Annotated in this window: 13 protein-coding genes; 6 read left to right on the plus strand and 7 right to left on the minus strand. The window is 68.0% G+C overall.

Annotated features, from left to right (window positions below):
* Positions 1–32: 32 nt before the first annotated feature.
* Entirely contained in the window at positions 33–407 is a 375-nt protein-coding gene (locus GNX95_RS15590; protein WP_222853690.1) for a YbaB/EbfC family nucleoid-associated protein, read from the minus strand.
* Positions 408–426: 19 nt separating this feature from the next.
* Between GNX95_RS15590 and mycP the strand changes: the two genes are divergently transcribed.
* The gene (gene mycP, locus GNX95_RS15595; protein ID WP_163508150.1) at positions 427–1,683 is read left to right on the plus strand and encodes a type VII secretion-associated serine protease mycosin; all 1,257 of its coding nucleotides are present in this window, start codon (positions 427–429) and stop codon (positions 1,681–1,683) included.
* A gap of 48 nt (positions 1,684–1,731) precedes the next feature.
* Here mycP and GNX95_RS15600 read toward each other — a convergent pair whose 3' ends face one another.
* Together GNX95_RS15600 and GNX95_RS15605 are read right to left on the minus strand one after the other, a co-directional pair.
* Entirely contained in the window at positions 1,732–2,028 is a 297-nt protein-coding gene (locus GNX95_RS15600) for a hypothetical protein (protein WP_163508151.1), read from the minus strand.
* 11 nt (positions 2,029–2,039) lie between these two features.
* Positions 2,040–2,357: a WXG100 family type VII secretion target gene (locus GNX95_RS15605; RefSeq protein WP_163508152.1), complete on the minus strand. Its 318-nt coding sequence runs from the start codon at positions 2,355–2,357 to the stop codon at positions 2,040–2,042.
* A gap of 173 nt (positions 2,358–2,530) precedes the next feature.
* On the opposite strand from GNX95_RS15605, the gene eccCa reads away from it, so the two are divergent.
* The 3 genes from eccCa to GNX95_RS43200 are packed head-to-tail and all read left to right on the plus strand — an operon-like array spanning position 2,531 to position 8,195.
* The gene (gene eccCa, locus GNX95_RS15610; protein ID WP_163508153.1) at positions 2,531–6,511 is read left to right on the plus strand and encodes a type VII secretion protein EccCa; all 3,981 of its coding nucleotides are present in this window, start codon (positions 2,531–2,533) and stop codon (positions 6,509–6,511) included.
* A 34-nt stretch (positions 6,512–6,545) separates the two neighbouring features.
* Positions 6,546–6,881 carry a hypothetical protein gene (locus tag GNX95_RS15615; protein ID WP_163508154.1) on the plus strand — a complete coding sequence of 112 codons (336 nt, stop codon included), beginning with the start codon at positions 6,546–6,548 and terminating at the stop codon, positions 6,879–6,881.
* Complete coding sequence (locus tag GNX95_RS43200; RefSeq protein ID WP_163508155.1) at positions 6,882–8,195, plus strand: hypothetical protein; 1,314 nt, start codon at positions 6,882–6,884, stop codon at positions 8,193–8,195.
* A 42-nt stretch (positions 8,196–8,237) separates the two neighbouring features.
* Here the strand turns inward: GNX95_RS43200 and GNX95_RS15625 are convergent, their stop codons facing one another.
* Genes GNX95_RS15625 through GNX95_RS15635 form a run of 3 tightly spaced genes read right to left on the minus strand, consistent with a single transcriptional unit; the run spans position 8,238 to position 10,807 of the window.
* The gene (locus tag GNX95_RS15625) at positions 8,238–8,894 is read right to left on the minus strand and encodes a response regulator transcription factor (protein WP_163508156.1); all 657 of its coding nucleotides are present in this window, start codon (positions 8,892–8,894) and stop codon (positions 8,238–8,240) included.
* A 41-nt stretch (positions 8,895–8,935) separates the two neighbouring features.
* On the minus strand, positions 8,936–10,108 hold the full coding sequence (locus GNX95_RS15630; RefSeq protein ID WP_163508157.1) for a cytochrome P450: 1,173 nt from the start codon (positions 10,106–10,108) through the stop codon (positions 8,936–8,938).
* A 9-nt stretch (positions 10,109–10,117) separates the two neighbouring features.
* Complete coding sequence (locus GNX95_RS15635) at positions 10,118–10,807, minus strand: TetR/AcrR family transcriptional regulator (RefSeq protein ID WP_163508158.1); 690 nt, start codon at positions 10,805–10,807, stop codon at positions 10,118–10,120.
* Between the two features lie 165 nt (positions 10,808–10,972).
* On the opposite strand from GNX95_RS15635, the gene GNX95_RS15640 reads away from it, so the two are divergent.
* Together GNX95_RS15640 and GNX95_RS15645 are read left to right on the plus strand one after the other, a co-directional pair.
* Positions 10,973–11,632, plus strand: coding sequence for a sensor domain-containing protein (locus GNX95_RS15640; RefSeq protein WP_163508159.1), 660 nt, complete (start codon positions 10,973–10,975; stop codon positions 11,630–11,632).
* 90 nt (positions 11,633–11,722) lie between these two features.
* Positions 11,723–12,208 (plus strand): pyridoxamine 5'-phosphate oxidase family protein, encoded by a 486-nt coding sequence (locus GNX95_RS15645; RefSeq protein WP_163508160.1) that lies wholly within the window; start codon positions 11,723–11,725, stop codon positions 12,206–12,208.
* Here GNX95_RS15645 and GNX95_RS15650 read toward each other — a convergent pair whose 3' ends face one another.
* Entirely contained in the window at positions 12,209–12,838 is a 630-nt protein-coding gene (locus GNX95_RS15650) for a hypothetical protein (RefSeq protein WP_163508161.1), read from the minus strand. It lies immediately after the preceding gene.
* Between the last annotated feature and the right edge of the window lie 39 nt (positions 12,839–12,877).

Raw genomic sequence — 12,877 nt, forward strand, 5'->3', positions numbered from 1 at the left:
AAAACGTCGAGTTCGTAGGCCAGGAGCGAAGGTTATGCGGACTCCTCGGGGAAAAGTTCACCGGAGCGCACCGCAAGGTCCGCCTCGAGGAGCGTGGCGGCGGACTGGATCGTCGCGTTGATGGTCGCGGCCAGTGCCACCGAGTCGGCCGTACGATAAATCCGCTCGTCCAGCTCCAGCTCAAGCAACTCGCCCCGCGCGTTGACGGTCGCGCGTACGAGGCCGTCCGGTGAGTCGGCGGTCGCCGACATTTTCGCCGCCTCGTCGCGAAGCGTACGCAGGCGATTGGCGATGTCGGCGATCGACGCGTAATAGCTGGCGGACATGGTGGCGATGGTGTCACGACACCACCAGCCAAACCGGCCCGCTGACCGGTAGCTGTCAGCGCCACCAGAACCGTAGGCCACCAGGGAATCATCGACAAACATGAGGAAACTTGTCGCACTGCTGGTGACATCGGTCGCCTTGTGGTCGATGGCCGCGCCGGCCGCCGCCTCGCCGCCGGACGGCGCGTGTACGAATCCCGACCCGGCGCGGCCGGTGATCAGCCAGCTGCCGTGGGCTCAGCAGTTGTTCGATCTCGGCCGCGTGTGGCCCTATTCGACCGGCGCAGGCATCACGGTCGCGGTCGTCGACTCCGGTGTGGACGCGGACCATCCACAGCTGCGCGGAGTGGTTGACGCCGGCCGGGATTTCTATCTGGTCGGCAGCCTGCCGGGCAATTACGACTGCGCCTCACATGGTACGGCGGTGGCCTCGATCATCGCGGCGCAGCCAAAAGTCGGCATCGGGTTTGCCGGAGTGGCGCCAGGAGCGCGCATTCTGCCGGTACGCGTGGTGGCCAACGCGCAGTCGGACTCCGGCGAGTCGACACCGATAGATCCGAACATCGTCGGCAAAGGCATCCGGTACGCGGCCGACCAGGGTGCCGACATCATCAACCTTTCGCTGTCGGGATCGGGAAACTATCCGCAGATCCGCGACGCGATCAGATACGCGCAGAGCAAGGACGCGTTGGTGGTGGCCGCGGTCGGCAACCGCCAGTCGCAGGCACCGGGAAGCATTTCCTTCCCAGCCGCCTATCCGGGCGTGGTCGGTGTCGGCTCGATCGACATCGATGGTGCGCGTGACAACGACTCGCAGGTCGGCAGCTTCGTTTCTCTTGTCGCGCCAGGAAAAGGCGTGGTCGCGGCCAACAGCGTCAATGGTCACCGATATTGGGAAGGCACCAGCTTCGCCGCGCCGTTCGTGTCCGGCGCCGCCGCACTGGTACGCGCGGCCTGGCCGAAGCTCAACGCGCAGCAGGTCGCGCAGCGGTTGATCGCGACAGCCTCAGTCGCTCGTGGCGGCACCAAAAGTCCGCAGTACGGCGCCGGGATCGTCGATCCCTATCGTGCGGTCACCGACGGCCTGGACGGCAAGCCGCGTACGCTGGCGCCGGTCACCATCAGTCCACCGGATCCGAAAAAGGTGAGCGAACAGCGATTCTGGTGGCAGGCCGGAGCCGGCGCCAAAATCGCCACCGGCGCGGCGGTGCTCGCGGTCGTGCTCGTCGGCATCATGGCTTGGTTGCTGCCGCGCGGAAAACGCCGCCGCTGGCGGTCCGGCCGTACGACACCGCCGGCCGCGCGGGCCGCGCGCGAGGAGCCTCCTGAGCAGATTTTCCTCTTCCCCGTCAAATAGAGAAATAACCCCGTCCACCATTGGACGGGGTTATTTCCTGACCGCGGATCAGATCTGGACGTTCCGCAGCCGGCTCACCGACGAGGCGACCGCGGTGTGCAACTCGTTGTGCGCTTTGCCCATCCCGCCATCGATAAGCTGGAGCATGTGCTGGTGCGCGTTGTGCATCTGGGCCCACGCCTGGTGTACTTCGCTGCTGGTGGCACCGGTGGCGTCGGCGAGGTCGGGGGCGAGCTGATGGAGCACCCGCTGCCAGTTGTCGGACTCCTGCTGGATCTGGGACAGCGCCTGCCGCACGTTGTGCTGTGCGGCTTGCAGCATGCCGAAGTCAGCCTGGATACGCATGCTGTTCCTCCTTACGTGGTGATGGGGCTCGCCCCGAGGGCCGCCATGAATCCATGTCGGGATGCGTCGTTGGCGGCCTCGTACGTGTTGGCCGTGAAGTTGAGGCCATCACCATGCTGACCGAGCGCGTTGATCAGCCGTGCCGCACCCTGCTGCCAGTCCATGTTCGCCGACTGCATCGCGTCGGCCCAGCTGCCGGACGTGACTCCCTGCAGCGCAAGGATGTGACCGTTGAGCGTCCTGGCGTGGCCTTGGACGGCCTGTGCCGTGGTGTGCGCCATCTGCCCGCTGTGCAGGACAGACTCGGTTACACCGTTCACCCTGTCCATCAAGAACTCCTTTCCGTGATGGAACGGTCCGACTCCGATTCGGCCCGCGAGGAGAAAAGTAAGTCCGCGAGCCTGGCATAACGGGCCGGTCGGCACGTTCCTGCCAGACCGGCTCTGTCGCCGCGTACGACCGCCACCATCGACTTTGTCCCAGGTAACGAGGAGGTCCGAAGGTGGCGACCGTCGTCGTACGCCGGCCACTGCGCCGGCCGGCACCGGAGATGCCGTCCGGTGAGCTGATTCTGGAGGCGCCGCCGGAGATTCCGACGCCAGGCGGCCGCCAGTGGCAGCAGATGCTGATGATCGTGCCGATGATCGCGATGATGGCGTCGATCATCCTCATCTCGACCATCAACTCCGGCACCAGCGCCACGAATCCGCTCCGGTACGTGACGTTCGGCCTTTTCGGCGCCGCGATGCTCGGCATGCTGCTGTTGCTTTTCCTCAACGGCAGCGGACCGAGCAAGCGCGAGATGGCGGTCGCCAGGCGCCGCTTCCTGCGCGGCCTTTCGCAGCACCGCGTACGCGTCGGACGCACGGCCGACCGCCAGCGCGAAGCGCTCACGTACGTGCATCCGGATCCGGATTCGCTCTGGTCTTTCGCCGACAGCTATCGGCTCTGGGAACGCCGGCGCACGGACGAGGACTTCGGCGCCGTACGGATCGGCGTCGGCCGGCAGGGCCTGGCGACAGCGCTCGTACCACCGGACACCCAGCCGCTGGAGTCGCTGGAACCGTTGTCCGCACTGGCATTGCGCCGTTTCATCACCACCTACACGACCATCGACGAGCTGCCGCTGGCGCTCGCGATCACCGGTTTCAGCCGGATCCACGTGGACGGCGACCGCGACCGCTCGGTCGGCCTGGTCCGCGCGATGCTCGCGCAGCTGGCGACTCTCCAGTCACCGGACGACCTGCGGATCGCCGTATGCGTCGGGCCGGAGCAGCTGCCGGAATGGGAATGGGTCAAGTGGCTGCCGCACGCACTGCACCCGGACCGTGTGGACGCGCTCGGCCCGCTGCGGCTGGTGGCGCCGGCGATCCCGATTTTGGAAGTAATGCTGGAAGGCGTGCTGGCCGACCGGCCGCGCTTCGACCCCACCTCGGCGGCGCCGACCTCCGGTCCGCACCTGGTGGTCGTGCTGGACGGCGGCTCGTTCGCCGGCTCGGACCACCTGGTCACCTCCACCGGTGTCGAAGGCGCCACGGTCATCGACCTGACCACCGTGCCGCCGCGCTCGCCGGACCGTTCCACGCTCATCCTGTCGGTCACCGAGGACGGCACGATGACCAGCTTCACCGCTGACCTGGACGCGGAAATCGAGCTCGGCATCGCCGACACGATGACGCAGCCGTGCGCCGAGGGGCTGGCCCGGCAGCTGGCGCCGCTGCGGTTGACAGCTGGTACGCGCGGCGAGCAGCCGCTCAGCTCGGAGCTGGGCCTGGCCGAGCTGCTCGACCTCGGCGACCCGTTTGCCTTCGATCCCAACGACACCTGGCTGCCGCGGCCCAACCGCGACCGGCTGCGCGTACGGTTTGGCATCAAGCCGGACGGTACGCCGGTCGAGCTCGACCTGAAGGAGTCGGCGCAGGACGGCATGGGGCCGCACGGCCTGCTGATCGGCGCGACCGGTTCCGGAAAAAGCGAGCTGCTGCGTACGCTCGTGCTGGCGCTGGCCATCACGCATCCGCCCAACACGCTGAATTTCGCTTTGATCGACTTCAAGGGCGGCGCGACCTTCACCCGCCTGGACAAGCTGCCGCACACCAGTGCGGTGATCACCAACCTGATCGACGAGCTGCCGCTGGTCGACCGGATGACCGAGGCACTGAACGGCGAGCTGATCCGCCGCCAGGAGCTGCTGCGTGCCGCCGGCAACTTCTCTTCCTTGCGTGACTACGAAAAGGCGCGTGTCGCCGGTGCGCCGCTGGAAGAAGTGCCGACGCTTTTCGTTATCTGCGACGAATTCAGCGAGCTGCTGTCGGCTCGTCCTGACTTCATCGACGTTTTCGTGCAGATCGGCCGCGTCGGCCGCTCGCTCGGCGTACACCTCCTACTGGCCAGCCAGCGGCTGGAGGAAGGCCGGCTGCGCGGCCTGGACACGCACCTGTCCTACCGGATCGGCCTGCGTACGTTTTCCGACATCGACAGCCGCGTCGTGCTCGGTGTCAACGACGCGTTCACGTTGCCGCGCGCACCGGGTCACGGATTTCTGCGCTATGGCGACGAACCGATGGTGCGCTTCCGGTCCGCGTACGTGTCCGGCGTACACCTGCCCGGCGAGCTGCGCTCCGGCAAGTCGAGCTCCGGTGAGCCGATCGGCCTGCAGGAGTTCACCACCGCGTACGTGCCGCCGCCGGTCGACGAGGAGGACGTCGAGGAGACCGAGGAGATCGACCCGGACGAGGCGATCGGCGAGAGCCTGATGGACATCCTGGTCGACCGGTTCCAGGGCAAGGGCACGCCGGCCCACCAGGTGTGGCTGCCGCCGCTGGGAATCTCGCCGTCGCTGGACCAGATGCTCGGCCAGGTCGGCACCATTCCAGGCCGCGGTTTCGGTGCGCTGGACCAGAATCTGCACGGCCGGCTGCGCGCGGTCGCCGGCGTCGTGGACCGGCCGCTCGACCAGCGCCGCGACCCGCTGGTGATCGACCTGGCGGACGCGGCCGGACACCTGCTGGTGATGGGTGCGCCGCGGACCGGCAAGAGCACGGCGCTGCGTACGGTCATCACCAGCCTGGCCCTCACCCACACGCCGCGAGAAGTGCAGTTCTATTGCCTCGACTTCGGCGGCGGCTCGCTCAGCTCGATCCGCGGCCTGCCGCACGTCGGTGGCGTGGCCAGCCGGCAGAACACCGGCGCGGTACGCCGCAGCGTGGCCGAGGTCGTCGGCGTACTGGCCGACCGCGAGGCCCGCTTCGCCGAGCTCGACGTCGACAGCATGGCGACCTACCGCGCCAGGCGGGCCAACGGCACGATCGCCGATGACGACTTCGGCGATGTGTTCCTCGTGGTCGACGGCTGGCCGACGCTGCGCAAGGACTTCGAGGACCTGGAAGACCTGCTGATCTCGGTCGCCACCCGCGGCCTCGCGTACGGCGTCCACATCATGGCCAGCTGCTCGCGGCCGTTCGACCTGCGCCCGACCATGCGCGACCTGTTCGGCAGCCGGATCGAGCTGCGCCTGGGCGACCCCGGCGACAGCATGATCGACCGGCCGACCGCGCTGAAGGTGCCGGAGAAGGCACCTGGCCGCGGCATCGCCACCACCCGGCACGAGCTGCTGGTCGCCCTGCCGCGGCTGGACGGCGGCAGCGATCCGGCCAGCCTGCCGGAGGCGGTGACCGCGCTGGTCGAGGCGGTCGCCAGCGGTTGGCCAGGCGAGTCGGCGCCGGAGGTGCGGATGCTGCCGGGCAAGCTGCCGTACGCGTCGCTGCCGGCCGACGAGGACGGTGGGCGCCGGTTTGCCATCGGCATCGCCGAGCAGGATCTTGGCCCGGCGTACCTGGACTTCAACGTCGACGCACACGCCCTGCTGTTCGGCGACTCCGAGTCCGGCAAGACCACCTTCCTGCGGACGCTGGCCAGGCGGATCGTCGCGGCCAACACACCGAGCCAGGCACGGCTGCTCGTGGTCGACCACCGGCGCGGCCTGCTCGGCGAGGTCGGCCCGGACCACCTGCTCGGCTTCGGCAGTGACCTGACCGCCACCACGCAGCTGATGGCGGACGCGGCGGCGGCGATGAAGCAGCGGCTGCCCGGCCCGGACGTGACACCGGAGCAGCTGCGGTCGCGGTCGTGGTGGCGGGGACCGGAGCTGTACGTGCTGGTCGACGACTACGACCTGGTCGTGTCGCCGATGAACAACCCCTTCGCGCCGCTGCTCGACTATCTCGCGCAGGGCCGCGACATCGGCCTGCACGTAGTGATGACGCGGCGTACCGGTGGCGCCGGACGCGCGCTGTTCGAGCCGTTCATGTCGCGGCTGCGCGATGTCGGTACGCCTGGCGTCCTGCTGTCTGGCGACAAGGACGAAGGCCCGCTCATCGGTGGCGTCAAACCCGAGGTGCTGCCGCCGGGACGCGGCCGGCTGATCGCCAGGAAGGGGGCCCCACAACTGATCCAGCTGGCCTGGCTGGATCCGGCCGAGTAACGGCGCCGGGTGAACCGGGAGAGAAGGAGGAGGAATGCCAGACAAGATCAGCGGCCTCACCGAGGCCATGGAGCAGTTCAATCCCCAGCCTCCGACGATGGACACCAGCGGTGTCCAGCTGCCGTCCGGGGGGATGGAGGAGTTCCAGCAGATGATCCAGCAGGTGAAGCAGGCCTTCACCAAGCTGGGCGACTACGTCTCGGATGCACAGAAGGGCTTCCAGGCGTACAAGGACATCTCGCAAGGCGCCGCGAGGCTCTACCTGGCGCACAACGACCGCGCGGCGATCGCGCTGGCCAACACGTCCAAGGTCGACTCGCCGGTGCTGCGTGGACCGACACAGCACGTCGTGCCGTTTGGAGGAAGTTAGATGGCCGACTACGGCTCAATGTCCGTTGTCCAGTTGCAGCCGCTCGTCCAGCAGACGCAGCAGGGGATCGCGCAGCTGGCAGAGGTCGTCAAGAAGTGGGACGCGACGGCCACCGCGCTCGAGTCGTCCGGCAACTCGTTGACCAGCCAGACCAACGCGTTGCACGGCAACTGGGACGACAGCGGCGGCGACACGTTCGCCGCGTCGTCCACGGCGGACGCGACTGACCTGAAGAAGACCGCCGACAAGATGAAGTCGGCCAACGTCGCGCAACAGCAGCAGCAGCTGAGCCAGCTGGCGCAGCAGGCCATGACGGCGATCGAGAACTTCATGAAGTCGCCGGCGGCACTGCTGACCGCCATGCTCGCTCCGCCGCCCGCGGAGGTGCTGGGACCGGTCACGCAGCTGGCCCAGGCGCTGCCGAAGTTTGGCCAGGCGATGGTGCAGGCCGTGCAGGACGCGCAGGGGAAGTGGCCGCAGGCCGGCGGCTCGCAGTCGCCTGGTGGCGGCAGCCCGTCGGCATCACCAGCCAGCGCCGGCGGTGGTGGTGGCGGCGGAGCTGGTAGCGGCGATCAGCAAGGCGGCGGCCAGCAAGGTCAGGGCCAGGGGCAGGGCCAGGACGGTCAGGGCCAGGACCAGGGTGGCGGTGGCGGCGGCGGTGGAGACCTCGCCGGCCAGGACCCGTCACTGCAGGGTGGTACGGCGACACCGACGTTGCCGCCGCCGACGACCACACCCCTGCCGACCACTCCGACTCCGCCGCCGAGCACTCCGCTCACGCCGTTCGCGCCGATCGGCGGGTTCGGCGGTGGCGGCAAAGGCATCGGTGGCGGCGGTGCCGGCGGCGGTGGTGGCGGTGGCATCGGCGGACCGAAGAACATCCCGGTCGCGGCGGCGCCGATCAAGGCCACCGCGGCCCCGTCGGTCGGCACGGCGCCGTCGCTGTCCGGCACTGGTACGCCCGCGTCTTCCGGCACCACCGGCGCGACCGGCGGCTACAGCGGCATACCGCCGATGATGCCGTTCGCCGGACACGGTGGCGCCAACGGCGTGCCGAAGTCCGGCAACGGACCGCGCTCGGTCACCGGCCGCGGCCCCAAGCCGTCCTCGCGCGTACCAGGCCTGCCGCCGAGCCTGCAGGGCAAGTCCGGCACGGTCGACCGCAACGCCTTCGGTACGCCGGCGAAGCCGACCAGGCGCGAGCGGGTCGAGGACACCGGCACGTTGCAGCTGCTCGATGAGGAGATGTGGCAGGTCGACGAGACCCCGGCGGCAGGCAATGACGCCGCGCCGGTGCGCCGACTGCTGCAATAGACGGCCTACGCCGTGTCCTCTAATGCCCCGGAGGACACGGCGTCAGGTCGCCAGCCGATAGCCGACGCCTTTCACGTTGAGGATGATCGGCGGGTTGTGCAGCTTCTTGCGCAGCTGCGTCATCAGTTGTTGTACGGCGTTGGGGTCGGTGCCGATGTCCCAGCACTCGTCGATGAGCGTCGGCACCGACACCGGCCGCGGATGGTGGCGCATCAGCAGTTCCAGCACCGCGAACTGCCGTTTCGTCAGCATCAGCAGGGTCCCGGCGCGGCGCACCTCGCGCCGGCCGGGATCCAGCTCCAGGTCGCCGCAGCGCAGCACCGGCGGCGGACCGGAGACGACTCCGCTGTGGCTCAGCCGGCGTACCCGCGCGACCAGCTCGGCCATGTCGAACGGCTTGGTCAGGTAGTCGTCGCCGGACGCCAATCCCTCCAACAGGTGCGGCACCTGCGTCATCGCGCCGGTCAGGAACAGCACCGGCACCCGCCAGCCGGCGGCCCGCCGGTCGCGTACGAACGGCAGCGAGTCGCCGGTCGGCAGCCGCCGGTCGAAGATCGTGCAGTCGTACGCGTTGACCGACAGCGCGAAGTCGGCGTCTGGCAGGTCTGCCACCACGTCGACGGCAAACCCCGCGCCGCGCAGCGACAGGTGCAAGGCGTCGCGCAGGTCGCTCTCGTCTTCGACCACCAGGATCCGCATGAGGATCTACGGTAGCCAACCGCGTACGGACCGCTCCCGAGCTAGGCGCGCTCGACCTCCAGTGGCAGGTACGTGACGCCATACATGCCCTGCGTCTCGCGGAACTTCACCGCCGACCGGTCCGCGATCCGGATGTCCGCGAACCGCTGGAAGATCGCCGTCAGTGCCACGCGCGCCTCGAGCCGGGCCAGCGGCGCGCCGAGGCAGAAGTGGATGCCGTGGCCGAAGGCGGCCTGCCGGTTGGGGTCGCGGTGGATGTCGAAGCGCTCCGGGTCGGCGAAGTGCCGCTCGTCGTGGTTGGCGCCGAGCAGCCAGGCCATCACCATCTTGTCGGCCGGGATCGTACGCCCCGACAGCTCGACGTCCTGAGTGCTCACCCTTGCCACGAAAAGGAAAGGCGATCGTACGCGCAGGATTTCTTCGACCGCGGCTGGTACGAGCGAGGGGTCCGCGCGCACTTGCGCGGCAGAGTCCGGATTTTCCTCGAAGCAGAGCATCGCGTTGCCGAGCAGCATCGTGGTGGTGATGTGGCCGGCGAGCAGCAACAGCCGCGAGAAGTTGACGATTTCGGTGTCGTCCAGGCCTTCGCCGTCGACCTCGGCGGTGACCAGCTTGCCGAGCAGGTCATTGGTGGGGTTGCCGCGCCGCCTGGTGATGTGCTCCAGCAGATACGCGTTGAGGTTTTCGGCTTTCTTCTGTGCCTCGTCCAGCATTTTCGGGTCGCTGAAGTCGCCGGTCTGGATGGACAGCAGTTCGTCCGACCACGATTTCAGCTGCGCGCGGTCACTTGCCGGCAGGCCGAGCAGCTCGGCGATGACGATGACCGGCAGCGGATAGGCGAGTTTTTCCACCAGGTCAAAGCCAGAGCCGTCGATGTCGTCGATCAGGTCGTTGGTGACCTGGGCGATCCGCGGCTCCAGCGACGCGACGACTTTCGGCGTGAACGCGGTGCTCACCAGCCGGCGCAGTTTGCGGTGCAGCGGCGGGTCGGCGGTGATCAGGCTGCCTTTCGCGCCCTCCTCGACCTGCGGCATGATCCTGGTGAAATCCGAGGAAAACACCGGCGGGTCGGTGGTCACGGCCTGCACGTCGTCGAAGCGGAAGACGTGATACATGCCGTACGCGTCGACGGCCACCGGCTCGTCGTCGCGCATCTCGCGTAACCAGCCGAGCAGTTCCCGGCCGCCATCGACGACCGAAGGTGGTTGTTTCATGGCTTCTCCTTAGGAAACCTGTGAGTCGACCAGCGCCTGCTCCAGCGCGTCGACCATTTTCTGGAAAGTCTCGATGGCGGCCCCGTGCAGCCGCGGCAGCCGGCGCCGGTCCGGCCGGCGGGTCGGACCGATCATCCGGTCGACCGCGTCCTCCATCAGTCGCGCGCGGTCGTCCACCGACGACTCCGGCCGCAGCGGCAGGTCGTGCAGCACATAGAAACCGACCGTGCTGGCGTCCATCAGATAGAACAGGTCGGCGTTGGTCAGGTCGTCGCGTACGAACCCGTTTTCCCGCATGAGCGCCAGATAGCTGTCGTAGAAGCCGGCCGCCGAGGTCAGCTGCATCGGCTGCGGGGCGGCCTTGACCAGCTCGCCGAGCACCTCCATGTCGCCGGTGAACATCGCCTTGGCGATCGGCCGGGCCATCACCTGCCGGAACGTCTCGGCGGCCATCGGACCGGGCAGGACAAACGTGACGTCCTCGCGGATCCGGTCGAGGATGGCGCGCGCGAGCTCCATCGCCTCGCGCATGAACACGCCGTAGAAGACCTGCTGCTTGGTCTTCCAGTGCAGATAGACAGTGCCCTTGCCGACGCCGGCCTCGCGCGCGATGTCCTCGACGGTGATCTTGCGATATCCCCAGCGCAGCAACAACTCCGTCGCCGCGTCGAGGATCCGCGTCCCCCGCTCGTCGAGCATCCGCCCGCTCCGTCCTGACTGGTGACCAGATTTCGCATCCGGTCATGAGTCAGCGTACGCCTGCCGGGTCGAGCCGGCAACGGACGCCTGCTACCTGAGGTGGAACCGGCGATGGGCACTCCCGGGGGACGTGGTCGGCGGCTTCGCGTTCGTAAGCTCTCCACCATGACCAACACCGCATCGACCCCGGTGCTCTCCGGGGAACACCGGCCGCTGTTGCGCCGGACCGGCCTGGACACCGCCTACGGCATCGGCAACTTTCCGGTGGCGGTCGTACGTTTCGTCGTACTCGTCACGCTTTTCGCGGTCGGCATCGGCACGGCGGTGATCGGCATCGGCGTGCCGATTCTGGTTTTCGCGCTGCTGGTGGCGCGCTGGTTCGCCGACGTCGAGCGGCACTGGACCGGCCAGGTCAGCGGCCGCCCGGCGCCGCGGCCCGCGTATCGCAGCGCGGACGGCCGAAAAGGCCTGGAGCGCATTCTCTTCCCGATCACCGAGCCGCAGAGCTGGCGCGATTTCCTTTACGGCGTTTTCGCCTTCGTCCCGTCGATCGTTGCGTTCGTTCTCACGATCACCTGGTGGGCCGTCGGCGTCGGCGGCACGCTGTATTTCCTCTGGGGTTGGAGCCTGCCGGCCGAGAGCCACGGCCTGGCTTATCTGATCGGCCTCGGCAGCTCGTACGGCATCAACGTGATGCTCAACACCGCGATCGGCCTGGTTTTCCTGGCGACCGCGCCCCTGGTCGTACGCGCGCTGGCCGGCGCCAACACCGCGATGTCCCGGGTGATGCTCACCACTGACTGGATCGGCTCAGCTCAGAAGTAACAAAGATGTGCCAGTGTCACAAAGATCTGCCTTCTGTCGCCGGCCCGGCCGCTGCTGGATCATGGCGGCGACGGAAGAGGAGGGGTCGAGATGGATCCACTGACGGTGACCCAGGGCTATGGACCGGGACGCGGACCGGGGCCGATCGCGCAGCCCGAGGACAAGCTCAGCGAGCTGCTCGGCTCGCAGGATTTCGGTGTGCTGGCGACGGTGAAACGCGACGGCACACCGCATCTGACCACGATGTCCTACAGCTGGTCGCCGGAGGAGCGACTGATCCGGATCACCTCGGTGGACGACCGGATCAAGGTGCGCCACATCCGCAACGATCCGCGTGCCGCGTTGCACGTGTCGACCGCCGACCACCTCGCTTTCGTCGTGGCAGAAGGAAGAGCCGAGGTGTCGGAGGTGACGACCGTCCCCGGCGACGCGACCGGCCGCGAGCTGTTGTCGATCCAGAAGGTGCCGGTCGCCGCCGCGGACGAGGAGCGGTTTTTTCATAACATGGTGGAAGATCGCCGGCTGGTGATCCGCATCCACGTGACGCACGTCTACAGCGGTGGTCTCGGGGTCTGATCAGCGGCGGCGTGTGCCGACCAGCAGCGCGATGCCGGCGGCCACGCACCAGATCATGCCGAGCGTACGGCCAACCGGCAGGAAGACGTTGGCGTAGTAGAAAAACAGCGACAGGATGCCGAGCACGGCCGGCGTCGCCGCCAGATAGCCAAACCACCGGATTCCTTTGGGGAAACCGGCCGCGAGCGAGAGTGCGCCGACGAAAACTCCAAGTGTGACAACGTGAACGGCGCCACCGCTCAGGAAGTTGGCCGTACGCAGGCCGTCGATCACGTCCAGGCTCCAGCCGCCGGCCGCGCCGATCGCGAGCACCCCGGAAAGAACCGCACAGACGATGAGTGCCGCTCCAGCGACGAAACCGCCAATGCTGGCCGTCGTACGCTGCCACCCTGGCTCAAGCCGCCGCGCCGCCGCTGGCACAAACACCAGCAAAGCGATCGAGGCGAGCAGCTGCACGACCGCGACCGACCAGACCGCGGCCGGATTTGCCTGGAAATACGCGACGACCGCGGATGCCGGCGCGGTTGGCAGTGGCAGTGCGGTCGTCGCGAGAAACGCGAGGAGGACGTCGCCGACGGTGAAGAATACGGCGAAAAGAATGCCACCGAGACCGCGCATGTCGCGTGTCATGGAATGCTCCTGTCAGGCGGGCCCGCCGGATGCGAGCCG

Origin of the sequence: Fodinicola acaciae (assembly GCF_010993745.1) — a bacterium.
GTDB lineage: Bacteria > Actinomycetota > Actinomycetes > Mycobacteriales > HKI-0501 > Fodinicola > Fodinicola acaciae.